A 26275-nucleotide genomic window follows, 5' to 3' on the forward strand; every position below is an offset into this window, starting at 1 on the left:
AACAATAAAAACCAGAGGTGCACATGCAAGAGCAGCTGAAAATCGCTGGCGCTTTCGTCGGCGTGATCGTGGGGGCGGGCTTTGCGTCCGGGCGGGAACTGCTGTTGTTCTTCGTCGATTTCGGCATCTGGGGCATGGTCGGGGCGCTGGTCAGCGCCGCCCTGTTCACCTTCCTCGGCATGGCCCTGGCAGGGCTGGGCAACCGCCTGCAGGCGACGTCGCACAAGCAGGTGATCCAGGCCATTTGCGGCCGACACCTGGGCCTGCTGGTCGACTGGATGATCACCTTCTTCATGTTCGGCGTAACGGTGGTCATGCTCGCCGGGGGCGGGGCATTGCTGGAGCAGCAGTTCGGCGTGCCAGCCCTGGCGGGCTGCGTGCTGGTCACGGTGCTGGTGGTGGCCATCGTCTGCCTGGATGTGCAGAAGGTGATGGTCGCCATTGGCGCGATCACCCCCTTGCTGATCCTGGTGGCCTCGGCCATCGCGCTGTACGCAGTGTTTACCCGCGACCAGAGCTTTGCCGCCCTCGACCAGCTGGCCAGCCAGCAGCAGCCCGGTGCCAGCCATTGGCTGCTGGGGGCGTTCCTGTATGTGTCCTACAACATCGTGGCCGGCGCGCCCATCCTGGCGATCCTCGGTGGTTCGGCGAGCAGCCGCCGCAGCGCGGTGGTCGGTGGCTTGCTCGGCGGCGCAGCCCTGGGCGGGCTGATGCTGGTGATGAGTGCCGGCATGCTGTCGCGCCTGGACAGCGTCGCCGAGCTGCCCATGCCGATGCTGTCGATCGCCAACGAGCTGTCACCGCTGCTGGGGCTGGTGATGTGCCTGATCATCTTCGGGATGATCGTCAACACAGCGGTGGGCACCCTGTTCTCGTTCCTCTCGCGGCTGCTGCCGGCGGGCACGGCGAAGTTCCGCGGTGGGGCGGTGGTGGCGGGAGTGGTGGGGTTCGTCTGCAGTCTGGTGGGCTTCATCAGCCTGGTGGGGCAGGTGTATCCGCTGTTCGGCTACCTGGGGTTGGTGCTGATGGCGGCGGTACTGGTGGGGTGGGTGAAACGCGGCAAGAGCAGGAGCGCGGCGGTGGCGTGAAGGGCCATCGCGGGGCAAGCCCGCTCCCACAGGGATAGCGCAGCTGTTTGAATGGCAAGCAAGACAGTTGCTCCAGAGGCGTGGGAGCGGGCTTGACCCGCGGTAGGCATCACATCAGATGCGCAAACCTGTTCGGCCATGGTCAATCACCCGTAGCAATCAGGCTCAGTAAACAGAGCGTTCCACGAAGGCCGAATAATTCAGACGCGCCCGGCATACACGCCCTGAGTGTTTTCGTAGGCTGCGATCCTTTCTCTACAAGGAGTGCAGCCATGGCTTTCAACGGATACATGAGTATTACCGGCAAGCGGCAAGGTCTGATTTCGTCAGGCTGCAATACCCAGGCGTCCATCGGCAACAGGTGCCAGGTCGCGCACCAGGACGAGATCACGGTGATGTCGTTCAGCCACGGCATTTCCAACCTGGACAACACCCAGCGCGGCACCCACCAGCCCGTTATGGTCAACAAGCTCATCGACAAGTCCACGCCCTTGCTGGCCCAAGCCGTGGACAGCCGGGAAGTGCTCGACTGCGATATCCAGCTGTACCGCATTCATCCGGCAGGTCATCGGGAGAAGTACTTCTCCGTGAGGCTGGAGGGCGCGGTGATCGTCAGCCAGGAAATGGATGTGCCTCATGCGGTGCTCTTGACCGACCAGGACGCCGAGGAGCGGCTGCTGATCAGCTATCGGACTATCAGCTGGATTCATCACGCCGCCGGTACCACCGGGTACGCCAGCTGGGGTGAGCAGCCATGAGCCAGCGCGACGAAGAAAATGGTGAGCGGCTGGATGAGGCGTATTGGGAGGTGAATGCGGCGGCGTCTCGGTTGATCAGCTATGGCTGTGGGGTCAGCGCTAAACACCTGCGTGATCGGCGGTTGCGGATGCAGTTCAATCGGGAGTTGGCTTATTACGCGCGGCGGGTTTTGGACGATGTATACCATCGAAAATCCAGTGCCGAGGATGCGCTCATTGAGCTGAGGAATGAGAGAGATAGGCTGAAAGCTCAGTCCGAACGCATCTCTATGCAAGCGATTGGAGTTGTTGGCGGAACAGGTCAGGTCATTACCGGTGCCGGTATTTGTTATGGGTCGCTTGGGTTGCTGTGCGCAACCTTGGGGGCTCCAATGATTGCACACGGAGGAAACAATTTATATGAGAGTGCCAGGGGGTTGTATGAAGGTCGTGACGATATAGAGGGGCCGGTTAAGAAAGGCTATCGTGAAGCCTCTAAGATTTTGGGCTATACCGAACGGGAGGGTACGTTAGCTTACTTGGCCAGCGATGCGGCTCTGTCGGTGGGCGCTCTGTTTCGGCCAGTTCTTAAAGCGGATGCATGGAGGCTCTACAAGTATTACTCCGTTGATAAAGAGGCTGCGATACGACAGATGAGCACGGCTGCGGGTGTTGTAGAAACAGCTACAACCGGTGCTACGGCATATCAGTTTAATAAAGAACACAAAAAATGAGTGTGTTTGAGTTTTTCCTGATCATCGTCGTAGATGTGCCAACTACGTTGCTGATCAGGCGCTATTTTTGCTCCGTGAAAAGTGGAGTGTTCCTTGTGGTGCTGGCCTATATTCATGCGGTTCTGGTGGGAGGTTTCTACATCACGCTTTTAAAGAGCGATGACGTGTTTTTTGTGAAAATCGAACATGGAGATAATTTCTTCCGTGATTTGATTTTTATCAGTGTTGGGGTTTTTGTCATGGTAATGTTTCATGGTTGGTCTGTTTCTTCACGCTATAGATAGTGTTGTGGACTGAGACTGCAGCTAATGCGCTCATCGCAATTTTGATGTGTAAGGGGCAAAGTAAGTGACTATGACAGGTTTGCTGTTTTTCATTGGGCTAGATGTCTTGTTCACCCTTTGCTTTGCCAGGATTTTGCTCCGCGGGGGGGACGTTGGCAACTATAATGACGCTATTCAGCATAGTGATGATGGTTGTTTATTTGAGGCTGATTGGCGGTTCGGGCTTTATTAATTACTCGTTTGACTATGGTGATAGCTTTGGGTGGGAGCTAAATGTCGTGACGACCATAAGTGTTGCTATGATTTTGTTTCACACTTGGTTTATATAGCCTGTCTCAGGCGGGTTCTGAAAATTGGCCTAGGCTAATTCACGAACAAGCTCGTCCCGACGGAAGTGGGCGCAAGTGGTAGAGTAAGGCGCCCGAGCGTTGGGGTTGGGTCAAGGAATGTTGTGGCAATCCGCAATCAGCGCCGGTCGGGTGCTATCACGGGCCAATCCCGCCCCCACAAACGCGTGGGAGCGGGCTTGCCCCGCGATAGGCATCACATCAGATGCGGAAACTGCCCACCAGTTGCTTCAGGCGTCCGGCCTGCTGGCTCAGGGCGTCGCAGTGGCGCAGGGTTTCGTTGAGGTTTTCCACCCCTTGCTGGTTCAGCGCGTTGATCTGGGTGATGTCCAGGTTGAGGCTCTCGACCACGGCGGTCTGCTCTTCGGTGGCGGTGGCCACCGACTGGTTCATGCCGTCGATCTCGCCGATGCGCTGGGTCACGCTGGCCAGGCGCTCGCCGGCCTGGTTGGCCACCTGCACGGTCTCTTCGCTGGAGACCTGGCTGGTGTTCATGGTGTGCACCGCTTCGCGCGAGCCCACCTGCAGGCTGGTGATCATGCGGTGGATCTCTTCCGCCGATTCCTGGGTGCGGTGTGCCAGGTTGCGCACTTCGTCGGCGACCACGGCAAAGCCACGCCCGGCCTCACCGGCACGGGCGGCCTCGATGGCGGCATTGAGCGCCAGCAGGTTGGTTTGCTGGGAGATGCCCTTGATCACGTCGAGGATCTTGCCGATCTCGTCGGTGCTGGCATTGAGCGTTTCGATCTGCTCGCAGGATTCGCTGATGCGCAGCGACAGGGCGGTCATCGCGCTGATCGCTTCTTCCACCACCGCACGGCCGCCGTGGGCCTGTTCGCTGGCGCCGCTGGCGTGTTGCGAGGCGTCGGCGGCATTGCGGGCGATCTCCTGGGTGGCGGCGCCCAGCTCGTTGATCGCTGCGGCGACGCTGTTGGTGCGCATGCTCTGCTCTTCGGAGCCGCTCAGCGAGGCGTTGGAGGCGCCCACCACTTTTTCCGACAGGTCATGCACCAGGCGGGTGGCCGAGGACACTTCGCTGATCGAGGCATGGATCCGCTCGACGAAGCGGTTGAAGGCTGTAGCCAGTTCGCCGAACTCGTCCTTGTTTTCCACGGCCAGGCGGCGGGTCAGGTCGCCTTCGCCTTCGGCGATGTCCTGCATGGCACGGCCCATGGTGGTCAGCGGGCGCATCAGCACCGGGATCAGCAGGCCAAGCAGGCCGGCGATGGCGGCGACGGCGATGAGCATGGCGATGATCGCCGAGGTGCGGAACTGGCTCAGCGGGGCGTAGGCCTTGTCCTTGTCGATCGACAGGCCGATGTACCACTGCGCCGACGGCAAACCTTGAACCGGGGCGAAGGAGATGATGCGGTCCTTGCCGTCGAGGCTCACGTCCTGCATGCCGGGTTCGACGCGCAGGGGGCTGCCGGGGTAGATGTCCTTGAGGTTCTTCATCACCCGATCTTTGTCCGGGCTGACGATGACCTGGCCATCACGGTCGACCAGGAACGCATGCCCGATGCCGCCGAAGTCCACGGCGTTGATGATCTCGACCAGGGTGTTCAGGCTCAAGTCGCCGCCGACCACGCCCAGCAGTTCGCCGTTGGATTTTGCCTTGACCGGGATGGCGATGGTCACCACCAGGCCGCCGACCGACGCCTGGTAGGGCGGCGTCAGCAGGGTTTGGTTGGCGCTGACCGCCTGGGTGTACCACGGGCGTTGGCGCGGGTCGTAGCCGTCGGGCATCTTCGCGTCAGGGCGCTGGGTGAACAGCCCGGTGTTCTGGCCGAAGTAGGTGAACTGGAAGTTGCTGGTGTACGACGGCTGGTCGACCAGCCCAGGTACGTTGCTGCCGGCGCCTTGCTGGGCGATGTCCTGGGCCAGGTTTTCCAGCACCAGGATGCGCCCGCTCATCCAGTTCTGCACGCTGCTGGCGGTCTGCAGACCGGCCTGGCGCACCGATGATTCGATGTTCTGGCGGATGGTATTGCGCTGCAGGTAGTCGTTGTAGAGGGTAAACAACGCGAATGCCAGGACGACGACGCCGCAGGCACTGAGCAGGATCTTGTGGCGGAATTTCAGGTTCATGTTTCGAGACCTTGATTCTGGGAAGGAAGGGCGCCGCATGCTTGTGGCACGAGGGGCGGGGCCTGTTTCCGAGGTATCGGCCGTTTGCGCAAAATGTTGAAAGACTAAATGTCGCAGATGTTGGCTGCTATGCCCTCAAGTGCTTGCAAATCATTTCGAGGCCAGCAGCGCCACCAGTGCCCTGGCCGCCTGGCCCATGGGCTGCTGCTTGAGCCAGAACGCGTGCACCGGCAGTTCCAGGGCGTTGCGGGTATTGCGAAAGTCCAGGCGTACCAGGCGCCCGGCCCTGACCAGCGGCGCGACCCGCGACAACGGCAGGTCGCCCCAGCCCAGGCCCGCCTCGACCATCTGCACGGCCAGGTCGAGGCTGTCGGTGCGCCAGTGCGAGGTGCCAATCAATGAGCGTGGGTCGGCCAGCGGCAGGTCGCGGCTGCGCACCAGGATCTGGCGCAGGTGCACCAGGTCTTCGAGGTCACGAATGCGGCCCTCGACATAGGCAGGGTGTTGCGGTGACAGGGTGGCCACCAGCGATTCCATGGCGATGTGCTGGAAGCTGCGCCGTGGGTCGACCTGCAACCCGGCAAAGGCCAGGCACAGGCTGACCCTGGCGCTGTCGAGCAGTTGCAGGGCGTCTTCCTGTGGCGCGGCCAGCAGCTCGATATCGAGCAGTGGATAGCGCTCGCCCAGGCGGGCGATGGCCGCGAGCAGCGGGCGCTGGTCGATGTCCGGGACCACCGCGATGGCCAGGCTGCTTTCCAACCCGCGCGACAGCTCCAGGGCGTGCACGCTCAGCAGCCCTAGTTGCTCGGCGATCAGCCGCGCGTGGGGCTCCAGGGCCTGGGCCTGGGCGGTGGGGCGCGCCTCGCGCGAGCCACGCTCGAACAGGCTGTAGCCCAGCTCGGCTTCAAGGTTGCCGATGGCCATGCTCACAGCCGATGGAACGCGGCCTAGCGCACGGGCAGCGGCGGAAAACGAACCGTGATCGAGCACGGCGAGAAACAGCAGGATGGTATCGCTGGAAAAATTCATGGCAGTCTCCTTTCAGTAAATCTGAAAGGTGCTGACTTTTTCTGTCAAGGCCGTTGAAGCATCCTTGCCCGCCTTCGACAAACCAGCGGTAAAGGTAACCCCGTGCAAGGACTCAAACGCAAACTGGTCTACGTGACCTTCTATGAATTGATCGGCCTGTGCATGTCGACCCTGGGCCTGGCCTATCTGTCCGACACCCAGGCCTCGCATACCGGCCCGTTGGCGGTGATGATCACCACCATCGCCATGGCCTGGAACTTGATCTACAACAGCCTGTTCGAGTGGTGGGAGAGCCGCCAGGCGACACGCGGGCGCAGCCTGGCGCGGCGGGTGGCGCATGCCATCGGTTTCCAGCTGACCCTGGTGGTGTACCTGATTCCGCTGATCGCCTGGTGGCTGGACATGAGCTTGCTGGAAGCGCTGGTGGTGGACCTGGCGTTCATCATCCTGGTGCCGTGCTACACCTTCGCCTACAACTGGGCGTTCGATCGGATCTTCGGCTTGCCGACGTCGGCCATGGCGCCAGTGCCGGCCTGAAATCCGCGTTGGCCCCATCGTCGGCACTCACAACCGACCAACTCAAGGCGGCAAGCGAATCAGCAGCGGCGCCTGCTGCTGCTCCTGCACTGGCACCCGGTTGGCGAGCAGGCTGTCTTCCACCTGCCCGGACAGATAGTAAACACCCGCCATGGCCCCGCTCTGGCGATTCTCCATCAGTTCCTGCCATTCCTCGTTCAGCGCCACGTTGAGGATCACCCGCAACTGCTCGATCATCTGCGGCTGCTCGCGGTCATGGGAGAGCATGCCGTAGCCGGTCACCACCACCGAAATCATGGCCCCCGCCGCCTTGCCCACCGCGGCGGCGATGGCGCTGGCCGCCCCGCGCGGGGCGAGGCTGGCGCCGAGTTTTTCGCTGGCCTGGGTGGCCACTGATGACAGCCTCGCATCGGTTTGCCCCGGCGCCTTGGAGGCCTGTTGATGCAGCTGCTGGCGCAGCGACTGCCAGGCCGGCTGCTGTTCCAGCGACTTGGCCCTGAGCAACTGATAGAGCGTGGCGTTGCGCGCATCGGGCGGGCCGAGGGCGATGGCCGGGATATGGTTCAGGCGCTGGCTGAACTGCTCGGGCGGAGCGTTGTAGCGCTGGATGATCGCCGGCAGCTGCTGGCCCAGCAGCTGTAGATACAGTTCGCTGGCACGGTCGCGGATGCCTTCGGGGTTGATCTGTTCGGCCACCGGGTCGATCACCCGCTGGTGGTACTGCTCCTGCAAGTACAGGCCAAGGCGCTTTTCGGGCGGCTCGTTGCCATTGCCGTTGTTGATCTTGTACCAGGCCACCTTGAGCGTGAGCCATTGCTGGGTCCAGTAGCCGGTGAACCAGGGGATGAAGTCGTTTTCGGTGCGTTGCTGCACCTGTTCCTTCCACACCCGCATCGAGCGTCGGGCGTAGTCGTTGGCCGAGCCTGCGGCGGCGGCAGAGGCTTCGATGATGTCCTGGTCGATGCGTTGCCAGACGGCGGGGGGCAGGTTTTGCGGTGGCGGCGGGGCAGGGGGGCGTTTGCCGGCGCAGCCGGCCAGGGCCAGGATGAAGCAGGCAGGCAAAAGTAGGGCGAGCGGCTTCACGCGGGCTGCCTCCTTGGGTAGAGGCTTGGATGGTTTTTCGAGTATAGGGCGCTTAAGCGGTCTGTTTGGTGGGGGGCGACATGCTGTCTTGGGATTGCAGGTGGGTGGCCAGATGCAGGGCGACAGTCTTGCAGCGCCTATGAGATCGAGCGCCGCCCGCGCGGCGCATCGCTGGCAAGCCAGCTCCCACATTTGTTTCGGGCCAGTTATGCCTGTGGAGGTACCGCTGCCCGCCTTGGTGCATGTCTCGAGTCAAGCGCAGGGCCTTCAGCGCCCACTTCGAAATCGAGTCGGGCCAACAAGGCGTACAGCGATGTAGTCACAGGAGTAACTGGCCCGAAACAGATGTGGGAGCTGGCTTGCCAGCGATGCGCCGCGCGGGCGGCGCTCGATCTCAAGAGCGCTGCAAAAATACCGGCGAGCACCTGGTGGCCTTTACACCAAATCCCCCCGTCCCAGATCAAGCTTGGCTTCCAGGTGATCCAGATGCTCATGCATCAACGCCAGCGCCGCGCCGCTGTCGCCGCTCTCCACCGCATCGATGATCGCCGCGTGCTCCTGCCAGGCGCAGTGCTCGCAGCAGGGCGACTCATAGCGGGCGATGATCAGCGAGGTCATCGGCACCAGCCCGTTGAGAAATCGCGCCAGCGGTGCGTTGGCGGCCATCTGCGCCAGCTTCATGTGGAACTCGCCACCCAGGCGGATCGCCGTGCAGCGTTCGCCCTGCTCATGGTGCTGGCGTTCGCGTTCAACCAGCTGGCGCAGCTGGCGGATCTGCGCCGGGCGCGCGCGCTGGGTGGCCAGGCCGATCAGCGTGGTCTCGGCCAGGCGTCGGGCGCTGAGCACCTGGCGCGCCTGCTCGGGGTCGGGGGCGGCCAGGTGCGCGGTGTGGCTGGGGCGTTGCACGATCACCTGCTGGTCGGACAGGCGCCCGAGCACCCGACGGATCACCGTACGGCTGACCCCGAAGGCGTTGCCCAGGGCCTGCTCGGGCAAGGCGCTGCCCGGTGGCAGGCGCTGTTCGAGAATGGCGTCGAACAGCCGGGGGTAGATCTGCTCCGCCGACAGGCGGGTTTCGCCGGCACCCAGCAGGGCAGGCAGGTGCGGGGCGGCGTGGGCGCAGGTGGTCATGGTCGCTCTCCTGTTTCAGGTGCCTGGGTGGTCGTCCGGGATGTTCAGGGCGATGCCCATGCGCTCGCCCTCGGCGAGGATGTGCCGGCGCATCTGCAGGCTGGCCAGGGCGCTGTTGCGTTCGCGGATGGCACGCACCACCGCTTCGTTTTCGCTCAGGCGCGCGGCCAGGTGTTCGGGCGATTTGCGCAGCATCTCGGCGCTCTCTTTGAGGGCATTGCCGGTCTGCTGCACCACGCTCTGGAAGATCGGGTTGGTGGTCAGGGCGAACAGCGCCTCGTGGAAGGCGATGTAGGCGTTGACGCCCGCTTCGCTGTCGCCGGCGTCGAGTGCTTCGCGCATGTCCATGAGGTTCAGGCGCAGCTGGCCAATGTCCTGGCTGCCGGCCGATTGCGCCACCAGCCCGGCAATGAAGGGTTCGAGGGTGTAGCGCAGTTCCAGCACGTCGGCCAGGCTGGCTGCGGCAACGGCTTCCGGGCTTTGCGCCTGCGCGGCGTCGGCGTCCAGTACCAGCACGCCCTTGCCGGGCATCGAGCGCACCAGGCCCAGGGTTTCCAGGACGATGACGGCTTCGCGCAGGCTGGGGCGGCTGATCCCCAGTTGCTCGGCCAGCTCACGCTGGCCGGGCAGCATGTCGCCGCTGCGCCACTGGCCTCGGGCCAGGGCCTGGCGGAGTTTCTCCACCACTGATGTGACTACGGTTGAAGAGCTGATCACGGTTCGCTCCTTGAGAGGCGCTGCATTTTTGCGTTTGGCCGACCGGCGCTGGGCGCCGGCCGGTTCAGGCTTAGAATTCCTGTTGATGGGGTTGGCCCTGCTTGCGGGGGGCGTGAGCGAAGCCAGGCTTGTTGGCCAGCACGTTGTGGGCGCGGTCCAGATCGATGTCCTTCTCCCAGCGGGCGATGGCCACGGTGGCGACGCAGTTGCCGATGAGGTTGGTCAGCGCCCGGCCGATGCCCATGAACCAGTCCACCGCCAGCACCAGCACCAGGCCCACCACCGGGATCGCCGGTACCGCGGTCAGGGTGGCGGCGAGAATCACCAAGGCCGAGCCTGGGATGCCGTGGGCACCCTTGGAAGTCACCAGCGACACCAACAGGATGGTCAGCAGGTCGCTCATGGCCAGCGGCGTGCCGGTGGCGTTGGCGATGAACACGATGGCCAGGGTCAGGTAGATGGAGAAGCCGTCGAGGTTGAACGAGTAGCCAGTGGGGATCACCAGGCCGACGGTGGAGCTGCCTATCCCTAAGTGCTCGAGCTTGCGCATCACCTGTGGCAGCACGGCATCGGAGGAGGCGGTGCCCAGTACGATGCTCAATTCCTCACGCAGGTATTTGATGAAGGGCAGCAGGCGCAGCCCCGACAGGCGCATCACGGTACCCAGGACAATCAGCACGAAGCCGGCGCAGGTCAGGTAGAACAGCGCCACCAGGCCGCCCAGGTGCTGCAGCGAGCTCAGGCCATATTTGCTGGTGGTGAAGGCGATGGCACCGAACACACCGATCGGCGCCAGGCGCACGATCATGCCCATGATGCGGAAGATCACATGGCTCAGCTCGTTGATCAGCCGCGAGATGCCCGAGGCCGATTCACCCACCAGGTTCAACGCGCTGCCGAACAGCACCGAGAACAACAGCACCTGGAGGATGTTGTTGTCGGCGAAGGCGCCCACCACCGAGGTGGGGATCAGGTCCATCAGGAAGGTGGTGGTGCTGTGGATATGCGCGCCACGGTCGGCCAGGGCGCCGGCATCGGCACTGGAGAGCTGGTCGAGGTGGATGTTGGCGCCGCTGCCGATACCGCTGGTGAAGGCGAATACCAGGCCGATCACCAGGGCCAGGGTGGTCAGCACTTCGAAGTAGATGACTGATTTGAGGCCGATGCGCCCGACCTTCTTCAGGTCGCCGGCGCCGGAAATACCGCTGACCACCACGCAGAACACGATCAGGCCGATGAGCATCTTGATCAGCTTGATGAAGCCGTCACCCAGGGGTTTGAGTTGCAGGGACAGGTCGGGGAAGCTCAGGCCACAGGCAACGCCTAGGGCGAGGCCGAGCACAACCTGGAGGAAGATCGAACGCGAACACCATTTGAGCATGGGAGGGATCTCGGGTCGGTGTCCTTGCCCCCCAGCCACACGGAGCGAAAGAGTGCAGGACTTAATTATTGTGGTCTTACCGGTTTGTTCACTGCGAGGGTCATGTAACGCCTAAATTTGCCTGATTGCAAGATTTTTTGGCCATACCGGTCTGACCAGTTGTGGTGCAGTGCTGTCGACTCTGCTCTGCTGCGGTGCGCGGGGGAATTTCAGGGCTTTGCGAGGACCTGATCGATGGCGACGATCAACTTGCCCAGGTCCTTGGGGGGCGCTCTGTGGATGGCACGGAACAGGTAGGCGCGCTGCTCTTCTTCGTCGTCCGGCTCGGCGAAAAAGGTTTTGAGTCTCACCCCCAGTACATCGGCAAAGCCGCTCAAGGCCTCGATGCTGGGGGTGTAAGTGCCGGTTTCGAAGCGGCTTATGGTCTTGGGGTCGAAACCGGTCAGTTCGCCCAGTTGCGCTTGCGTGAAGCCCGCCAGTTTGCGGTAGCGGCGCAGGGCAGGACCGAGGCCAGAACTCGTCATCGCTCAATTCCCATTTAGAATCAAGCACTTAACGATATCTATTCGCTCAACGCAACGCCATGATTCATCACCTTTATTTGCAAAATGTGATGGAATTCGTAGAATCGCCAGCTTTGACTGATCAGTCATTCAAGTATCCCTCCAGGGGGAAACGGGCCCTTTCGGACCGCGACACGCTGCTGTTGGGTACTTTGAGCTGATCCAGGATGAACCGTTCCGATGCCCCGACATCCCGTCTGGTCGCTCGTCGGGCCGTTCGCGAATGGAGTTGCATCGTGCGTCTGAACCTCCCGGTCAACCCGGTCGAGCAAAGCTTCCCCGAACACCAGCGGCTCATTTCGGCCACCGACACGGCCAGCCTGATCACTTACTGCAACGCCGAGTTCGCCGCCATCAGCGGCTATAGCCAGGCCGAGCTGATCGGCAGCCCGCACAACCTGGTGCGCCACCCCGACATGCCCGAGGCGGTGTTCGAGCTGATGTGGCAATACCTCAAGGCCGGCCAGAGCTGGATGGGTATCGTCAAGAACCGCTGCAAGAACGGCAATTTCTACTGGGTCAGTGCCTATGTCACGCCGATTCTGGAGAACGGCCAGGTGATCGGCTACGAATCGGTGCGCGTGCGCCCCAGCCGTGAGCAGGTAGCCCGGGCCGAGGCGCTGTATGCCCGGTTGCGGGCGGGCAAGGCTGCCTTGTCGCCCGCACGGCGCCTGGCGTTGCTGCAGCGTGCCATGGCCGTGCCATTGCTCGCCGGCGCGCTGGCCATCGGTGCCAACCAGCTGTGGCCGGGCCTGCCGGCCCAGGCACTGACCCTGGCGTTGTTCGCCGGTGTCGGCGTCTGGGCCCAAAGCCGCATGCGCCGCTATCTGCGGGGGATCGCCGAGGGCGCCGGCAACACCTTCAGCGACCCGTTGGTGGCGCTGACCTACAGCGACCAGGCCGGTGCCGCCGGGCAGCTGGAGCTGATCCTGATCAGCGAAGAGGCGCGCCTGAAAACCGCGCTTACCCGCCTCAGCGACCTTGCCACGCAGATGGCCGACGCCGCGCAGGATGCCGGGCGGTTGTCGCGCGGTACCGAGTCGGCGCTGCTCGAACAGCGCGCCGAAACCGACCTCACTGCCACGGCCATGACCGAGATGGCCGCCTCCATTGGCGAAGTGGCCGGCCATGTGCAACTGACGGCGCAAGAGGCGCACACCGCGCACCTGTTGGCCGAGCAGGGCAGCCAGGTCGCCGATGCCACGGGCGCCGCAATTCGCGGGTTGGCCGACACGGTCGGGCAGATCAACCAGGCGGTCAATGACCTGGCCGGTCAGACCGGTGCCATCGCCGAGGCCGCCGGGATGATCCGCGCCATCGCCGAGCAGACCAACCTGCTGGCGCTCAATGCCGCCATCGAGGCGGCCCGCGCCGGCGAACAGGGGCGTGGCTTTGCGGTGGTGGCCGACGAGGTGCGCGCGCTGGCCGACAAGACCCGCCAGTCCACCCTGCATATCCAGACGATCATCGACACCCTGCGCAGCGGTGCCGAGCAGGCGGTGAGCATCGCCAGCCTGGGCATCGACGGCGCAGGCCAGGGCGTGACCCAGGTCGCCCAGGCCCAACAGGCCTTGCAGGGTATCCGCCAGGCCGTATCGCGCATCAGTGATATGAGCCAGCAGATGGCGGCGGCTTCACAGGAGCAGTCGGCAGTGGCCGAGGATGTCTCGCGGCAGATCAACGGGGTGGCCGGCACAGTTCAGCAAAGTGCTCGTCACGCCAACGCCGCCGCTTCGCGCGGTGCCGAACTGGAACAGGTGTGCGCCGGATTGCGCGCCCTGGTGGAGCGCTTCAACCGCTAGGTTGCCAAGGTTATGGACGACAACTATCGCGCAGCCGTGGATGCGGCTGCGATCTTTTCCGAGACCGACCTGCAGGGTCGGATCACTTACGTCAACCAGCAGTTCTGCAGCATTTCCGGCTACAGCCGCGAGGAACTGCTGGGGGCCAACCACCGCATCCTCAATTCCGGCCTGCATGAGCCGAGCTTCTTCCTCGACATGTGGCGGGCCCTGGCGGCCGGCCGGGTGTGGAAGGGCGAAATCTGCAACCGGGCCAAGGACGGATCGCTGTACTGGGTCGACAGCACCATGGTGCCGCTGATCGACCCGCACACCGGCAAGGTCCGCAAGTACGTGTCGATCCGCTTCGACGTCACCGAGAAGCGCCAGTTGCTGCACACGCTGCAGTGGCGGGTCGGGCATGACGTACTGACCGGCCTGCCGAACCGCGCCTACCTTTCCGACCTGCTCAACCAGGCGTTGGCGTTTTCCCGGCGCGAGGATGTGCCGCTGGCGGTATGCATGCTCGACCTGGACGGTTTCAAGGCGGTCAACGATGGTTACGGCCATGCCGTCGGCGACCTGCTGCTGGTGCAGGTCGCCAAGCGCCTGCAGGGCATCCTGCGGGGCGGCGATGCGGTGGCGCGGCTGTCCGGTGACGAATTCGTGCTGATCCTGCGTTATGTCGAGGGGCCTCAGCAGTTGCAGGCGGCCTTGCAGCGGGTGCTGAAGGCGCTGGCCGCGCCCTATGCGGTCCGTGAGCACTCGCTGAGCCTCAGCGCCAGCATCGGCGTGACCCTGTACCCCCAGGACGACGAAGACACCGACACCCTGGTGCGTCATGCCGACCAGGCCATGTATGTGGCCAAGCAGCGCGGGCGCAACCGCTATCACCTGTTCGACGTGTCCCAGGAGCAAGAGCTCAAGGCCACTCACCAGACCGTGGCGCGGGTGCGTCGGGCCCTGCGTGAAGGTGAGTTGTGCTTGTACTACCAGCCCAAGGTGAACATGCGCAGTGGCCAGGTGATGGGTTTCGAGGCGCTGCTGCGCTGGCTGCATCCCTCCAAAGGGCCGGTGCCCCCAGGGGATTTCCTGCCGCTGGTGGAGCAGACCGACCTGATCGTCGAGTTGGGCGAATGGGTCATCGACCAGGCCTTGAGTCAATTGCAGCAGTGGCGCTTGAGCGGATGTGACTGGTCCGTCAGCGTCAATATCGCCGCCCGGCAGTTGCAGCGCGGTGACTTTACCGAACGCCTGGCCCAGTTGCTGGCGCGTCATCCGGGGGTACCGCCTGCGCGGCTGGACCTGGAAATCGTCGAGTCGGTGGCGATCGACAACCTGGCCCGCGTGGGCCGCTGCCTTGACGCCTGCCGCGCGCTCGGGGTGAGCTTTTCACTGGATGACTTCGGTACCGGCTTTTCCTCGCTGAGCTACCTCAAGCGCCTGCCGGCGCAGACCATCAAGATCGACAGGTCCTTCGTACGCGACATCCTCCATGATCATGACGACCTGGCGCTGACCACTGCGGTGATCGGTCTGGCCCGGGCCTTTGGCCGCGAGGTGGTGGCCGAGGGTGTGGAAAGTGTGGAGCACGGATGTGCGCTGATGGCGCTGGGTTGCGAGCTGGCCCAGGGCTACGGCATCGCCCGGCCCATGCCGGGGGACGCCGTAACGGGATGGGTGTCGGGCTATCGTCAGCCGCCCCAGTGGGCGGCCGACGACGGCCAGCAGGCGCAATGCGATCCGCCGTGCCGGTAAGGGTCAGTCGGAGTAGGTGTTGACCATGACTTCGGTCAGCTCGCGCAGCAATGCCGCCTCGTCGGCCTTGCGGGTGTCGAGCAGCAGTTCGGCCGCGCGATGGTACAGCGCGCTTTCGTTTTGGTAATGGCCCGATACCAGGTCGACGCGCTGCACCACGCCATCGCGGCGCCAGGTGGGCCCCTGGACATGGCCCGGTTGGTTTTCCAGTGCATCGATGTAGCGCGAGGGCACCGCTGGCCCGGTGTAGGCGCCGGCGTCGGGGGCGGGCTCGCTGAGGCTGTCGAAGTATTCGCCAGCCCCCGCCCAGTGTTCGGCGAGCGCTTCGAAGGCTTGCGGACGCAGGCGCCGTACCCATCGCTGCCAGAACGGCTGGCTGACCGACCACTCGACCAGCGTCGTCGAGTCGCTGCCGGCCCGCACGGCATCAGCCAGCCGCTGCAGGGTCGCCTCGCTGAGGTGGGCCATCTGCGGGAAACGCATGGTCTGCGGTTGCGGCGGCAGGTGCAGCCTTTGCCGTAACTGGATGCGCGCCATCAGGGCCATTTCCAGTTCGTCGGGATGGTCGCTGGTCAGTTCGGCATCGTCGATGTCATCGTCGCCGTGCAAGGCCGGGGCGGGGTTTTGCGTTGGTTGGTAGTCGTCCGCCCTGATGGCGCGGCGCCGAGCCAGCCGAGCCTGATAGAGGGCACCGATACGCTCGTCCAGCAGGCGTTGGCGCAACAGTGCCTGGGTGCTGCGTACCGCTACCTGTTCATCGGCATCGGTCGCCGTGGCATGGCTGACGGTCTGCCACACCGTCACCTCGGTCTCGACCTGCTGGAACAGCACGATGGCCTGGTCCACGCACTCCTCGGTGGCGTCATTGAGCAGGTCGATGATCTGCTGCTGGACCTGCGCCCGTCCCCAGCCGCCCTCCACGGCGCCGGCTTCGTCCGTCGCCAGCAGTTGCAACACACGCTGCATGCGCTGGGTCATGGCGACGGGCGCGTTCTGGAAGTCCAGGGTGTCGGGCAGCCGTTGCAGCAGTTCGTAGAGTGGCTGCCACTGCGGGTCCTGGGCGGTGCTGTTGATATGCGACTGAAGTTCTTCGGGCCAGTCGGCCGCCCATAGGTGGCCCTGGCCGATTGGCGCGGTAACGTTGAAGCCTGCGTCGACGAGGTTGCCAAGGGCCACGTCGCTGAAGGGGTTGCCATTTAAGGCGTAGGCGATGCCCGGATGGCTTTCGCGTACCGCGCGAGCGTAGGCCGTGTGCAGTAGGTCAGGTGCATCGATCAGTTCGTTGGCGCTCAGGTCCAGGTGGCGCAGCTCCAGCGGCTCCTGGTTCATCAGAGCTTCGAGCCCCATTGGCCATTGGCTGATATTGGTCAATTCCAGGTCCAACTGTTGCAGCTGCGTCCAGCCAGTGAGATCGGGGGCCAGGCCCAGGGGATTTTCATAGAGCACCAGCATCTGCAGGTGATCGAGGCCAGCAAGCGCGGTGCGTCCGGCCTCGTCGAGCACGATCGCGTTCTGCCCCAGGCTCAGCCCGCGCAAGGCTGGCCAACGCTGCAGGGCCTGAAAGTGTTCGGCGGTCATCACCAGTTCGTTGAGGTCGGCCTGGAACCAGGACAATGATGGCAACGCCGATAAGCGCTCAAGCGTGGCCACCGACAGGCCGCGAATGCCGTCGGTAAGGTTGAGGCGTTGCAGGTTCCCCATGCCGGCGAGCAGCGCCAGGTTGGCCTCAGCGTCCAGGTCGATGTTGTTTTCCGACACATCCAGTGCCTGCAGCTCACCCATCTCGGCCAGGGCCTGGGGTAACTGCTCGAGGGTGTTTTCCGCCAGGTCCAGGAGTTGCAGGCGAGGAAACGCGCCGAGGAAGGTATTCAAGCCGGCCATGTCCACGGAGCCAAGGCCATTGAGGTTCAGCAGGCGGACTGAGTGCAGGCGTACCGGGAGGGAGGGCAGGCTCGTGAGCCCGGTGCCATCGATCACCAGGTTGATGTCATCGATGTTGTCGTGGGGGCCTTGCGCGCTTTCCCGGCGCCATGCGCTGCGAATGCGCTGGGCAGCAGCTTCGCGTAGCGCCCGCTGCTGCTCGAACGCACCGACCGGCGAGCCCTCGGGGGCGTCTACCCAGCGCTGGAGCGCGGTATCGAGCTGGCGATATTCCATCAGCAAGCGGTCCAGCAGGCGCCCGAACGCACCTGGTAGTGGCCCCGCCTGATAACGCAGGCGTTGGCGCAGCATTTCCCGGTCACCCTCGGGCGTAGCGGGGTAGAGCTGGTCGAACAGCTCATCCTCGTTCAACCAGCCCCGGCCCCGACCGCTGAGCCGGTAGCCGATGCGCCGTTCACCCGGCAGTCGGCTCGGCAGGCGGTACTGCGGGCGTACCGGTGTCATGCCAAGGTCGAGGGCGGCTCGGCGTCTGTCGCTGGTGGCCAGCTCGAACAGCCGGTCACGCAGCGAGGGCCCTTCATGGATGTGCAGGCCGAGCGCATTGCGCTCACTGTCGGGCATGGCGTGCAGCAGGGCGCGGTGCAGGTCCTCGTAGCCCGCCAGTTCGTTGCCCTGCTCGTCGTAGGGTTTGTAGCCTTGCTCGGTTCTTACCAGCACCTTGGTGGCGTGGCCAGGCTCACCGGCGGCTGCGATCAGGTCACCTTGGGGCAGGGCGGCGCGCAGCTCCATGCGCAGGTTGCCGGTCCAGCCGGGCAGGCGCGGGAGCATGGCGAACACCAGGGTATCGCGATCATTGACTGGGCCGCTGTCTTGATGGAAGCGGGCCAGGGCTCTGCCGATTCGGCTTTCGCGCAGATACAAACGGGCAGTCTCGGCCACTGTCAGCGGCAGCCGTTCGGTGTGTTGGAACAGCTTCAGGTCGGTGGGGCTGGCCTGGGCGACGATCTCTGTGCGGGCGTTGTGGCTCAGCCCTGGGAAGTCGCGTGCCACCACGCGGGCCATTGGTGATGGCTTGGCCGGGGCGAGGGCTGGGCGCCCGCCCAGTGCTTCGAGGCTGTCGAGCAGCAGCGCCGGTATCGGCCGGTGATCCACCAACGTCCGACGCAATGTCGCGCTGTCATAGCCGCTGCAGCGCAAAGCCTGTTCGAGCCGGGTGGCATCCAGTTTTTCCGTTGCGGGGCCCAGGCGGCCCAGCAAGGTTTCGTCTGGCCACGCCAGCGGCCGATCATGTTCAAGTAGCCATGTGCCCTGGCCGTTGCCCAGCAGTTTGGGTGGGTGACGCAGCCCCTTGACTGGCGCCAGCCTCAGGCTGCCGTCTTTCGCCTGCTCAAGCGGGATTGCCATGTCGTCGCGCGCCAGCCAGAGGTGCTCTTGCCAGTGATACAGGCCACGGCTGTCCGCTACCTGCTCCTGCGGCCAGGGGCGTGGTCGAGCGAAGGGGGTCAGCTCCCCAGGCCATAACTTCTGTGCCTCGCCCGTGCCGATCCGGGACCAGTCGTGCAGTGCGCCGTGAGGTTCGGCGAAATGGCCGGCGGCGCCCAGGGCGGCGAACAACGCGAGGTTTTCCAGCACACTGAACAGATGACCGATGGCGGCGTCCGCATCGCCCTCGTTGGCGGCGTGCACGCCTTCGAGAAACTCATCGACGATCTGGGCGCCGCCGATGACCAGCAGCAGCTCGCCCAGTGCAGGCACGAAAAAGCCAGCGACATTGAGCACGTTCAGCCCGACGCCCAGCCACTGCTCGACGCGGGCCAGCTGGGCCGCGGCATCGCGCTGCGCCACGGGTACGGCAATGGCCGCGGCGTCGGCCAGGCGCTGTTCGACCTGTGTGCGGGCACGTTCGACGAACGCATCCTTGGTCCAGGGGGTGAAGCTCAGTTCCAGGCGCGCGTTGAGGTCCAGGGTTTCCTGCCATAGATCGGTGGGGGCGGGGAAGGCGCGCTTGATCCAGCTGAAATGCTTGCCCTTCTCCAGCACTGGGGGTGTCGGATGCAGTTCGGCGTACGGGTAGCGCGGATAGAGGGTGGCGCGCAGGCGGGCAGCGAAACGGGGCTGTTCGACATGGCTGACGTAGCGGCTGAAGAAGGCGCGTTCGTCCTGCTGGCGCAGCAACTGCGTGAGCGCGGTGCCTGCAGCCTGCAGCGAAGGGTATTGGCGCAGGGGATGGTGGGGGTGGCCCGGCAGGTACAGCAGGCAGGCTTCGATCTTGTCCTTGGGTTGGTCACGGATCAGCATCGGCCCGTTCAAGGGAATGCCGAACACGCTCAGGTATCCACACTGAAGTTGAAGACGGGCTGAGTCTGCCAGGCCGGCGTAGACAGTCTCGCCCATGAGCGCGGCGTGTGGCTGCAGATGCCCCTGCAGCGACGCCTGAGTCAGCTCGGCGGCGAAGGCAGCACGGTCGTGCTGGCGCAGTATCTCGCGAAAGTCAGCGGTGTCGATGTGGTCTTGCAGGTGATAGCGGTAGCGTTGGCCCAGGTCGAGATTTCGCACGCCGCTGACGAAAGTGTGGGCGTCGCTGGTTACGGTGTTGTTGTCCCTGCCGAAGCGCTTGAGGCTAGAGGTGGACGCGTACAGCTCGATGGGGGTGTTCGCATCGAAGTTCTGCAGGGCCGCTTCCATCCAGGACGATGTACGGTTGCCCAGGCCGACCCAGCCCTGCTCTACGCTCGGCAAGTCGCGCCCGGGGAACCAGCGTGACAGCGCCTCTTCGAGCAAAGGACGGCAGAATGCCTCGATGCCTTGCACGGGTGACAGGGCTTGGTGCACACGGCGCATCGCCGCGTGGCTGGCGCGAACGCGCCGTTCGAGCTGTTTGCGCTCGGCCGCGGTGGCGCCTGCCATCCACTGCGGCAGGCGGTGATGGATGAAGGCGAGGTGAGGTGAGAGGGGGGAGTGGGTCATCGGTGCTGCTCCAGTCTTGAGGGAGCAGCGAGGGTAGTGAGTGCAAGCCGATCGGCCGGGTTACATAGTTGCTACCTGGCCGTCGGCTACGGGTTACAGCTGCGGTGTGGTGCTCTTGACCGCCGCCAGTTCCGGGTGGGCGACCAGCTTGTCGATGTGCAGCTCGTCGTTGTTCATCCAGGTCTCGGTCAGCACCCGGTAATGCTCCATGTCGCGGCAGCGCATGCGCAGGCTGTAGTCGAAGTGGCCGCTGATCAGCTGGCATTCGTACACCTGCGGGCAGGCCCGCACGGTGGCTTCGAAAGCGCGCTGGGCCGAGCGCCCGCTCTGGTTGGACAAGGCCACCAGCACCAGCAGCGACAGGCCCGGGGAGACCTGCTGCAGGTCGATGATCGCCCCGTAGCCGCGGATCACCCCGCGCCGCTCCAGCTTGCGCACCCGTTCCAGGCAGGGCCTGGGGGTCAGGTGCACGAGGGTGGAGAGTTTCTCGTAGGTGATCCGTCCGTGGTGGCGCAGCACGTCGATGATGGCTTCATCGATGCGGTCCAGCGGTGCGGCGGCAGGTGTGGTGGCCTTGGTATCCATATACGGCGTGACTTCACTTCAGGCGATTGGAGAGGAACTGCCGCAGGCGCTCGCTCTGTGGCTGGTCGAGGATTTCGGCGCTGCCGTGCTCTTCGACCAGGCCCTGGTGCAGGAACAGCACCTGGCTCGAGACCTGGCGGGCGAAGCCCATTTCGTGGGTGACCATGAGCATGGTACGTCCTTCCTCGGCGAGCGTCTGTATCACCTTGAGCACTTCGCCGACCAGCTCGGGGTCGAGCGCCGAGGTGGGCTCGTCGAACAGGATGATTTCCGGCTCCATGGCCAAGGCGCGGGCGATGGCCACGCGCTGCTGTTGGCCACCGGACAGAAACGCCGGGTATTGCTCTGCGGCGCGTGCCGGCAGGCCGACCTTGTCCAGGTACTTGCGCGCCCGTGCCTCGGCTTCGCTGGCGCTGATGCCCAGCACCTTGCGCGGCGCCAGGCAGATGTTCTCCAGCACCGTCAGGTGGCTCCACAGGTTGAAGTGCTGGAACACCATGGCCAGGCGTGTGCGCAGGTTCTGCAGCTGGGCCGCTGGCGGGGTGCCCTTGCTCAGGTCGAGGGTCTGGCCGTCGAGGGTGATGCTGCCGGCGTTGGGCTTTTCGAGGAAATTGATGCAGCGCAGGAAGGTGCTCTTGCCCGAGCCGCTGGCGCCGATCAGGCTGATCACGTCGCCCTTGCGGGCTTGCAGCGATACGCCCTTGAGCACCTGGTGCTCGCCGTAGTGCTTGTGCAGGCCGTCGACGCTGAGCTTGATGGCGCCGGCCTGAGCATGGCTGCTCGGGGCCTGGGCGAAGTGGGTGAGTGGCAGTGCGGTAGCGGTCATCAGGTCAGCCTCGGGCAGGGTCAAGGAAGCGCATCCAGCGGCGCTCGGCCAGTCGGAACAGGCCGACCAGGGCGAAGGACAGCAGCATGTACAGCAGGGCGGCCACGCCGAAGGCCTGGAAGGTCAGGAATGTCGCGGCGTTGGCGTCGCGGGCCACCTTGAGGATGTCGGCGACGGTGGCGGTGAAGGCCAGGGAGGTGGCGTGCAGCATCAGGATCAGTTCGTTGCTGTAGGCCGGCAGTGAACGGCGCAGGGCCGCCGGCAGCACCAGGAACAAGTTGAGTTTCCAACCACGCAAACCATAGGCCTGGGCCGCTTCCAGCTCGCCGGCGGGCAGGTTGCGGATGGCCCCAGCGAAGATTTCCACGGTGTAGGCGCAGGTGTTGAGCACGAAGGCCAGCAGCGTGCAGTTGAGCGCGTTACGGAAAAACTGGTCGAGCAGCATGTGCTCGCGCACCACCTGCAGGCTGTAGAGGCCTGTGTAGCAGATCAGCAGCTGGATATAGAGCGGCGTGCCGCGGAACACGAAGGTGTACAGCTGCACCGGCAGGCGCAGCCAGACATGCCGCGAGGTACGCGCCAGGGCCAGCGGCAGCGAGAGCAGCAGGCCCAGCACCATGCTGACCACGAACAGCCACAGGGTCATGGTCAGCCCGGAAAACCCGTTGCCATCGTTGTACAGGTAGGCCGGGCCGTATTGCTGAAGGAGTTCGATCATCGCGCCAGCTCCCTGATGCCGATGTTGTAGCGTCGCTCAAGGCGTTTGAGCAGCTGGTTGGACAAGGTGGTGATGACCAGGTAGACCAGCCCGGCGATGCACAGGAAGAACAGCACGTCGTTGGTGGTCTTGCCGGCGTTCTGCGCGGCCTTGACCAGGTCGGCCAGGCCGATGATCGACACCAGCGCGGTGGACTTGAGCAGCACCAACCAGTTGTTGCCCAGCCCCGGCAGAGCAAAGCGCATCAGTTGTGGGAACAGCACCAGCCGAAACCGCTGCGCGCGGCTCAGGCCATAGGCGGTGGCGGCTTCCAGCTGGCCGGCCGGCACGCTGAGGATGGCGCCGCGGAAGTTCTCGGTGAAGTACGCACCATAGATGAAGCCCAGGGTGATCACCCCGGCGCCGAACGGGTCGATCTCCACGTAGTCCCAGCCCAGCGCCTCGGTCAGGTCGTTAAGCCAGATCTGCATGCTGTAGAAGATCAGCAGGATCAGCACCAGGTCAGGGACGCTGCGGATCAGCGTGGTGTAGAGGGTGGCCGGGATGCGCAGCAGCTTGGAGCGCGACAGCTTGGCGCTGGCACCGATCAGGCCCAGCAGCAGGCTGACGGCCAGCGACAGCAGGGCCAGCTTGAGGGTCATCCAGGTGCCCTGGGCCAGCAACGGGCCGAAGCCCTGCAGGCCGTGGGAGAGGAAGTCGTTCATGACAGGGATCTCGCGGGGAGGCCATCGCGGGGCAAGCCCGCTCCCACGTTGTAGTGAGCCCGTGGGAGCGGGCTTGCCCCGCGATCAGCGCTGTAGGTCACTCGTTGTAGATGTCCAGCTCGCCGACGTACTTCTTCTGGATCGCGGCGTAGGTGCCATCGGCGTGGATCATGGCGATGCCTTTATCGAGCAGGGCCTTGAGCTCCGGGTCGGTCTTGCGCAGGCCCATGGCGATGTCCAGCGGCAAGGTCGGGTCCTTGATCGCCGGGCCGCTCTTGAAGTCGGCGCCCTCGGGCTTGGAGAGGAAGTTGAGCTGGGCTTCGAGCTTGTCGGTGACGGTGGCGTCGAGGCGGCCGTTCATCAGGTCGGCGTAGTTCTGGTCCTGGGCCTGGTAGGCCTTGACCTGGGCGCCCAGCGGTGCCAGCACGGCGCGGGCATAGGCTTCCTGCAGCGAGCCTTGCAGCACGCCGACCTGCTTGCCCTTGAGCGATTCGACGGTGTCGCCGAAGCCTGCGGACTTGCGCACGATCACCGAGGTGGGGCTGAGGAACAGGCGGTTGGTGAAATCGATCTGTTTCTGGCGGGCCGGGGTGACGGCCATCGACGACATGATGGCGTCGAACTTGCGCGCCCGCAGGGCGGGGATCATGCCGTCGAATTCGTTGTGCACCCAGGTGCACTTGACCTGGAGCTTTTCGCAGATGGCGTTGCCCAGTTCGATGTCGAAGCCTTGCAGGCTGCCATCGGCGGCGACGGATTCGAAGGGCGGGTATTCGGGGTAGACGCCAAAGCGGATTTCGGTCCATTCCTTGGCCTGGGCAACGGTGGTGGCGCACAACGAGAACAGCAGCACGCCGAGGCGTTTTCGTAGGGTGAGCATAGGTGTAGGTCCCTGGGTGTTGTTATTGGAAGTAGGGGCAGTGCAAGCGTGTGGCTCTGTAACTGTTCTTGTGGGTGACTCGTTGGTCGCGGTCAGAATGCGCGAGGTAGAGCGGTTTTTTGTGTCGTTTGCCTGCGCGCGCGGGGCCGGATTCGGCTGTTGAGTTGCTTGTTGCAGCCGAATCGGCTGTTGCGACAAGGATTTATGGAAGTGCGACAGCGGTTTCTGTCTGGCTCCGATGCCGGGGCCGCTTTGCGGCCCATCGCCGGCAAGCCGGCTCCCACAGGTGCGGTGAAGGTCTTGAAACCAGCGCGAACGAGGTGGGAGCCGGCTTGCCGGCGATGGGCTGCAGCGCAGCCCCAGGCCATCGATCAGGCAGCGCTGGCCTTGCGTTCAACCGCCGTCGGCTGCAGCAGGGCGAACAGATCCTTCGGATTGGCCAGCTCCGGCACCAGGTTGATGTCATGGCCAATGTCCAGCGCCTTGGCCACATCCAGCACATAGCGCAGCGCCGAGTAGTCCTCGATGGCGAAACCGACCGAGTCGAACAGCGTCACCTGCTCGGCACTCTCGCGCCCGGCCGCGATGCCTTCGACCACCTGCCAGAACTCGGTGGTCGGCGAATCGGCCGGCATCTGCTGGATCTCGCCTTCGATACGGCTCTGTGGTTCGTACTCGACGATCACTCGGGCCCGCTCGACGATCTCGCGGTGCAGCTCGGTCTTGCCCGGGCAGTCACCGCCCACGGCGTTCAGGTGCATGCCGGGCTCGATCATTTCGGGGGTGAGGATGGTGGCGTAGGCCTTGTCGGCGGTGACCGTGGTGACGATGTCGCTGCCGCGCACCGCATCGGCCACGCTGGCGGCGATGGTCAGTTTCAGCTGCGGGTAGCCGGCCAGGTTGGCCGCGAGTTTTTCCGAGGCCGCACGGTCGATGTCGAACAGGCGAATCTCCTCGATGCCCAGCAGGGTGTGGAAGGCGATGGCCTGGAACTCGCTTTGCGAGCCGTTGCCGATCAGCGCCATGCGCTTGCTGTCCTTGCGCGCCAGGTAGCGGGCGGCCAGGGCGGAGGTGGCGGCGGTGCGGATCGCGGTGGTCAGGGTCATCTCGCTGAGCAGCACCGGCGCGCCGGTATCGACGTCGCCCAGGGCGCCGAAGGCCATCACCGTGAGCAGGCCGTTGTGGGTGTTCTTGGGGTGGCCGTTGACGTACTTGAAGGCGTACAGGCTGGCATCGGACACCGGCATCAGCTCGATCACCCCGTCCGGCGAGTGGTTGGCCAGGCGTGGGCATTTTTCGAAGTCGTGCCAGCGCAGGTAGTCCTGGCGGATGTACTCGGCCATTTCTGCCAGGCAGGTGGGCAGGCCCTTGCGATTGACCAGGCGGGCGAGGTCTTGCACGTCGATATAGCGGGTCATGGTGATTCTCCTTTGAATTCAGTGGCGCGAGGGCAGGTGGACTTCGGCGAGCATGCAGCGCGCGCTGCCGCCGCCGATGCGTTCGATATGGTCGATGTTCACCACCAGCGGGTGGCTGTGGCGCTCGACCTGGCTGCGCTGGCCGGCGTCCAGCGAGCGCCAGGCGCTGCGCGACATCACCAGCAGCGAGCGACCGTCGCGGTCGTGCACTTCGAGCATGTTGCCGGCGAAGTTCTCCAGCTGGTCGTGATTGAGCGCTAGCACTTGTTTGCCGGTGTCGCGCAGCGAGTGTTCCAGGGCCTGGCGCTCGCTGGCGTGGGGCAGGGCGTCGAGGCACACCACGGCGAGCTGGCGACCGACGTTCATCATCACGTTGCTGTGGTAGATCGGCGCGTGCTGGCGGTCGACGGCGTGGAACAGGCACAGGCGGTAGTCGAGCTGCTCGGCGAACTGGCGCAGGGCCTGTTCGTGGGTGCGGCCGGAGTGGCAGGCATAGCTGATGCGGTGTTCGCGGTCCAGGACCATGCTGCCGGTGCCTTCGAGGAACAGATTCTGCTGTTCCAGCGGGCTCAGATCGACGGTCTGTTTGATGCTGAAACGCCCGTCCAGTGCCCGCAGCACGCCCTTGCTGCGCTCCAGGCGGCGGTTCTGGCCTTCCATCGGATAGAGCACCAGGCTGCCGTCGGCATGGCTGCTCCACCAGTTGTTGGGGAAGATCGAGTCGGGCGTGTGCGGCTCGGGGGTGTCCTGCACCACCAGCACCTCGACGCCGTGCTGGCGCAGGCTGGCGACGTAGCCGTCGAACTCTTCCAGGGCCTTGGCACTGGCGGTATCAGGGTCCAGTGGGGCCTGCTGGAAGCGGTTGTTGACGGCGGTGTCCGGGTTGAAGGCGAACCGCGCCGGGCGAATCATGAGGACGGTATTTGTTGTTTGCATTGGGCACGCATCCACGGGTGGGCTGTGTGACCATTGTCGGGCGGATCAGGGCGAAATCCCGGCTGAAGCGCGTGGGGTGGGCGGCGGGTTCAGCTGAAATAG

22 protein-coding genes and 1 pseudogene are annotated in these 26275 nt (G+C 64.3%); 8 read left to right on the forward strand and 15 right to left on the reverse strand.

From position 1 onward, the window contains the following. Nucleotides 1-23: 23 nt before the first annotated feature. The 4 genes from LOY51_RS09625 (at nucleotide 24) to LOY51_RS09640 (ending at nucleotide 2843) form a co-directional block, all read left to right on the forward strand. Nucleotides 24-1088, forward strand: a complete 1065-nt coding sequence (locus LOY51_RS09625; RefSeq protein WP_258645927.1) for a YkvI family membrane protein — start codon at nucleotides 24-26, stop codon at nucleotides 1086-1088. A gap of 272 nt (nucleotides 1089-1360) precedes the next feature. Then, a complete protein-coding gene (locus LOY51_RS09630; RefSeq protein ID WP_258645930.1) occupies nucleotides 1361-1846 on the forward strand; it encodes an Hcp family type VI secretion system effector in 486 nt (161 codons plus the stop codon). Next, nucleotides 1843-2559 (forward strand): DUF4225 domain-containing protein, encoded by a 717-nt coding sequence (locus LOY51_RS09635; RefSeq protein ID WP_258645931.1) that lies wholly within the window; start codon nucleotides 1843-1845, stop codon nucleotides 2557-2559. Before LOY51_RS09630 ends, LOY51_RS09635 begins: the two co-directional genes overlap by 4 nt. Then, nucleotides 2556-2843, forward strand: a complete 288-nt coding sequence (locus tag LOY51_RS09640; RefSeq protein ID WP_258645934.1) for a hypothetical protein — start codon at nucleotides 2556-2558, stop codon at nucleotides 2841-2843. Before LOY51_RS09635 ends, LOY51_RS09640 begins: the two co-directional genes overlap by 4 nt. Before the next feature lie 548 nt (nucleotides 2844-3391). On the opposite strand, the gene mcpA is transcribed toward LOY51_RS09640, so the two are convergent. Together mcpA and LOY51_RS09650 are read right to left on the reverse strand one after the other, a co-directional pair. Next, nucleotides 3392-5278: a methyl-accepting chemotaxis protein McpA gene (mcpA, locus tag LOY51_RS27340; RefSeq protein ID WP_110994381.1), complete on the reverse strand. Its 1887-nt coding sequence runs from the start codon at nucleotides 5276-5278 to the stop codon at nucleotides 3392-3394. Between the two features lie 150 nt (nucleotides 5279-5428). Then, entirely contained in the window at nucleotides 5429-6307 is an 879-nt protein-coding gene (locus LOY51_RS09650; RefSeq protein ID WP_125463444.1) for a LysR family transcriptional regulator, read from the reverse strand. Between the two features lie 102 nt (nucleotides 6308-6409). Here LOY51_RS09650 and LOY51_RS09655 point away from each other — a divergent pair, with 102 nt between their 5' ends. Further along, entirely contained in the window at nucleotides 6410-6844 is a 435-nt protein-coding gene (locus tag LOY51_RS09655; protein WP_258645937.1) for a PACE efflux transporter, read from the forward strand. Between the two features lie 42 nt (nucleotides 6845-6886). Here the strand turns inward: LOY51_RS09655 and LOY51_RS09660 are convergent, their stop codons facing one another. The 5 genes from LOY51_RS09660 to LOY51_RS09680 form a co-directional block, all read right to left on the reverse strand. After that, nucleotides 6887-7927, reverse strand: a complete 1041-nt coding sequence (locus LOY51_RS09660) for a hypothetical protein (protein ID WP_125858104.1) — start codon at nucleotides 7925-7927, stop codon at nucleotides 6887-6889. A gap of 435 nt (nucleotides 7928-8362) precedes the next feature. Continuing rightward, nucleotides 8363-9058 (reverse strand): GntR family transcriptional regulator, encoded by a 696-nt coding sequence (locus tag LOY51_RS09665; protein ID WP_258645940.1) that lies wholly within the window; start codon nucleotides 9056-9058, stop codon nucleotides 8363-8365. 15 nt (nucleotides 9059-9073) lie between these two features. Next, complete coding sequence (locus tag LOY51_RS09670; protein ID WP_125463448.1) at nucleotides 9074-9775, reverse strand: FadR/GntR family transcriptional regulator; 702 nt, start codon at nucleotides 9773-9775, stop codon at nucleotides 9074-9076. Nucleotides 9776-9845: 70 nt separating this feature from the next. Then, complete coding sequence (locus LOY51_RS09675) at nucleotides 9846-11156, reverse strand: C4-dicarboxylate transporter DctA (RefSeq protein WP_110994375.1); 1311 nt, start codon at nucleotides 11154-11156, stop codon at nucleotides 9846-9848. 209 nt (nucleotides 11157-11365) lie between these two features. After that, nucleotides 11366-11680, reverse strand: coding sequence for a helix-turn-helix domain-containing protein (locus LOY51_RS09680; RefSeq protein WP_125858106.1), 315 nt, complete (start codon nucleotides 11678-11680; stop codon nucleotides 11366-11368). A gap of 206 nt (nucleotides 11681-11886) precedes the next feature. Between LOY51_RS09680 and LOY51_RS27105 the strand changes: the two are divergent. From LOY51_RS27105 to LOY51_RS09690, 3 genes and pseudogenes are all read left to right on the forward strand, one after another. Continuing rightward, nucleotides 11887-12237 (forward strand): annotated as a pseudogene (locus LOY51_RS27105) (PAS domain-containing protein); the annotation flags it as partial. Nucleotides 12238-12411: 174 nt separating this feature from the next. Next, on the forward strand, nucleotides 12412-13521 hold the full coding sequence (locus LOY51_RS27345; protein ID WP_445081724.1) for a methyl-accepting chemotaxis protein: 1110 nt from the start codon (nucleotides 12412-12414) through the stop codon (nucleotides 13519-13521). A 12-nt stretch (nucleotides 13522-13533) separates the two neighbouring features. Beyond that, on the forward strand, nucleotides 13534-15258 hold the full coding sequence (locus LOY51_RS09690) for a putative bifunctional diguanylate cyclase/phosphodiesterase (RefSeq protein WP_125463451.1): 1725 nt from the start codon (nucleotides 13534-13536) through the stop codon (nucleotides 15256-15258). Nucleotides 15259-15261: 3 nt separating this feature from the next. Here the strand turns inward: LOY51_RS09690 and LOY51_RS09695 are convergent, their stop codons facing one another. The 8 genes from LOY51_RS09695 to ctlX all read right to left on the reverse strand — a co-directional run bounded on the left by LOY51_RS09695 (nucleotide 15262) and on the right by ctlX (nucleotide 26173). After that, nucleotides 15262-20106, reverse strand: coding sequence for a dermonecrotic toxin domain-containing protein (locus LOY51_RS09695; RefSeq protein ID WP_258645947.1), 4845 nt, complete (start codon nucleotides 20104-20106; stop codon nucleotides 15262-15264). A gap of 93 nt (nucleotides 20107-20199) precedes the next feature. Beyond that, nucleotides 20200-20691, reverse strand: coding sequence for an Lrp/AsnC family transcriptional regulator (locus LOY51_RS09700; RefSeq protein ID WP_258645949.1), 492 nt, complete (start codon nucleotides 20689-20691; stop codon nucleotides 20200-20202). 13 nt (nucleotides 20692-20704) lie between these two features. Beyond that, nucleotides 20705-21517, reverse strand: coding sequence for an ABC transporter ATP-binding protein (locus LOY51_RS09705; protein ID WP_223811898.1), 813 nt, complete (start codon nucleotides 21515-21517; stop codon nucleotides 20705-20707). A gap of 4 nt (nucleotides 21518-21521) precedes the next feature. Then, nucleotides 21522-22235 (reverse strand): histidine ABC transporter permease HisM, encoded by a 714-nt coding sequence (gene hisM / locus LOY51_RS09710; protein WP_125463453.1) that lies wholly within the window; start codon nucleotides 22233-22235, stop codon nucleotides 21522-21524. Beyond that, nucleotides 22232-22939 (reverse strand): ABC transporter permease, encoded by a 708-nt coding sequence (locus tag LOY51_RS09715; RefSeq protein WP_125858109.1) that lies wholly within the window; start codon nucleotides 22937-22939, stop codon nucleotides 22232-22234. Before LOY51_RS09715 ends, hisM begins: the two co-directional genes overlap by 4 nt. Before the next feature lie 97 nt (nucleotides 22940-23036). Continuing rightward, entirely contained in the window at nucleotides 23037-23819 is a 783-nt protein-coding gene (locus tag LOY51_RS09720) for an ABC transporter substrate-binding protein (protein ID WP_125858110.1), read from the reverse strand. A gap of 371 nt (nucleotides 23820-24190) precedes the next feature. Further along, entirely contained in the window at nucleotides 24191-25237 is a 1047-nt protein-coding gene (gene ocd, locus LOY51_RS09725) for an ornithine cyclodeaminase (protein WP_125858111.1), read from the reverse strand. 18 nt (nucleotides 25238-25255) lie between these two features. Next, entirely contained in the window at nucleotides 25256-26173 is a 918-nt protein-coding gene (ctlX, locus tag LOY51_RS09730) for a citrulline utilization hydrolase CtlX (protein WP_125858112.1), read from the reverse strand. Nucleotides 26174-26275 lie beyond the last annotated feature (102 nt).

Source organism: Pseudomonas sichuanensis (assembly GCF_024749065.1).
Taxonomy (GTDB): domain Bacteria; phylum Pseudomonadota; class Gammaproteobacteria; order Pseudomonadales; family Pseudomonadaceae; genus Aquipseudomonas; species Aquipseudomonas sichuanensis.

Coding starts and splice junctions, on each gene's coding strand:
- LOY51_RS09625 (WP_258645927.1), top strand. CDS start 24: ATGCAAGAGCAGCTGAAAATCGCTGGCGCTTTCGTCGGCGTGATCGTG.
- LOY51_RS09630 (WP_258645930.1), top strand. CDS start 1,361: ATGGCTTTCAACGGATACATGAGTATTACCGGCAAGCGGCAAGGTCTG.
- LOY51_RS09635 (WP_258645931.1), top strand. CDS start 1,843: ATGAGCCAGCGCGACGAAGAAAATGGTGAGCGGCTGGATGAGGCGTAT.
- LOY51_RS09640 (WP_258645934.1), top strand. CDS start 2,556: ATGAGTGTGTTTGAGTTTTTCCTGATCATCGTCGTAGATGTGCCAACT.
- mcpA (WP_110994381.1), bottom strand. CDS start 5,278: ATGAACCTGAAATTCCGCCACAAGATCCTGCTCAGTGCCTGCGGCGTC.
- LOY51_RS09650 (WP_125463444.1), bottom strand. CDS start 6,307: ATGAATTTTTCCAGCGATACCATCCTGCTGTTTCTCGCCGTGCTCGAT.
- LOY51_RS09665 (WP_258645940.1), bottom strand. CDS start 9,058: ATGACCACCTGCGCCCACGCCGCCCCGCACCTGCCTGCCCTGCTGGGT.
- LOY51_RS09675 (WP_110994375.1), bottom strand. CDS start 11,156: ATGCTCAAATGGTGTTCGCGTTCGATCTTCCTCCAGGTTGTGCTCGGC.
- LOY51_RS09680 (WP_125858106.1), bottom strand. CDS start 11,680: ATGACGAGTTCTGGCCTCGGTCCTGCCCTGCGCCGCTACCGCAAACTG.
- LOY51_RS27345 (WP_445081724.1), top strand. CDS start 12,412: ATGGCCGTGCCATTGCTCGCCGGCGCGCTGGCCATCGGTGCCAACCAG.
- LOY51_RS09690 (WP_125463451.1), top strand. CDS start 13,534: ATGGACGACAACTATCGCGCAGCCGTGGATGCGGCTGCGATCTTTTCC.
- LOY51_RS09695 (WP_258645947.1), bottom strand. CDS start 20,106: ATGACCCACTCCCCCCTCTCACCTCACCTCGCCTTCATCCATCACCGC.
- LOY51_RS09700 (WP_258645949.1), bottom strand. CDS start 20,691: ATGGATACCAAGGCCACCACACCTGCCGCCGCACCGCTGGACCGCATC.
- LOY51_RS09705 (WP_223811898.1), bottom strand. CDS start 21,517: ATGACCGCTACCGCACTGCCACTCACCCACTTCGCCCAGGCCCCGAGC.
- hisM (WP_125463453.1), bottom strand. CDS start 22,235: ATGATCGAACTCCTTCAGCAATACGGCCCGGCCTACCTGTACAACGAT.
- LOY51_RS09715 (WP_125858109.1), bottom strand. CDS start 22,939: ATGAACGACTTCCTCTCCCACGGCCTGCAGGGCTTCGGCCCGTTGCTG.
- LOY51_RS09720 (WP_125858110.1), bottom strand. CDS start 23,819: ATGCTCACCCTACGAAAACGCCTCGGCGTGCTGCTGTTCTCGTTGTGC.
- ocd (WP_125858111.1), bottom strand. CDS start 25,237: ATGACCCGCTATATCGACGTGCAAGACCTCGCCCGCCTGGTCAATCGC.
- ctlX (WP_125858112.1), bottom strand. CDS start 26,173: ATGCAAACAACAAATACCGTCCTCATGATTCGCCCGGCGCGGTTCGCC.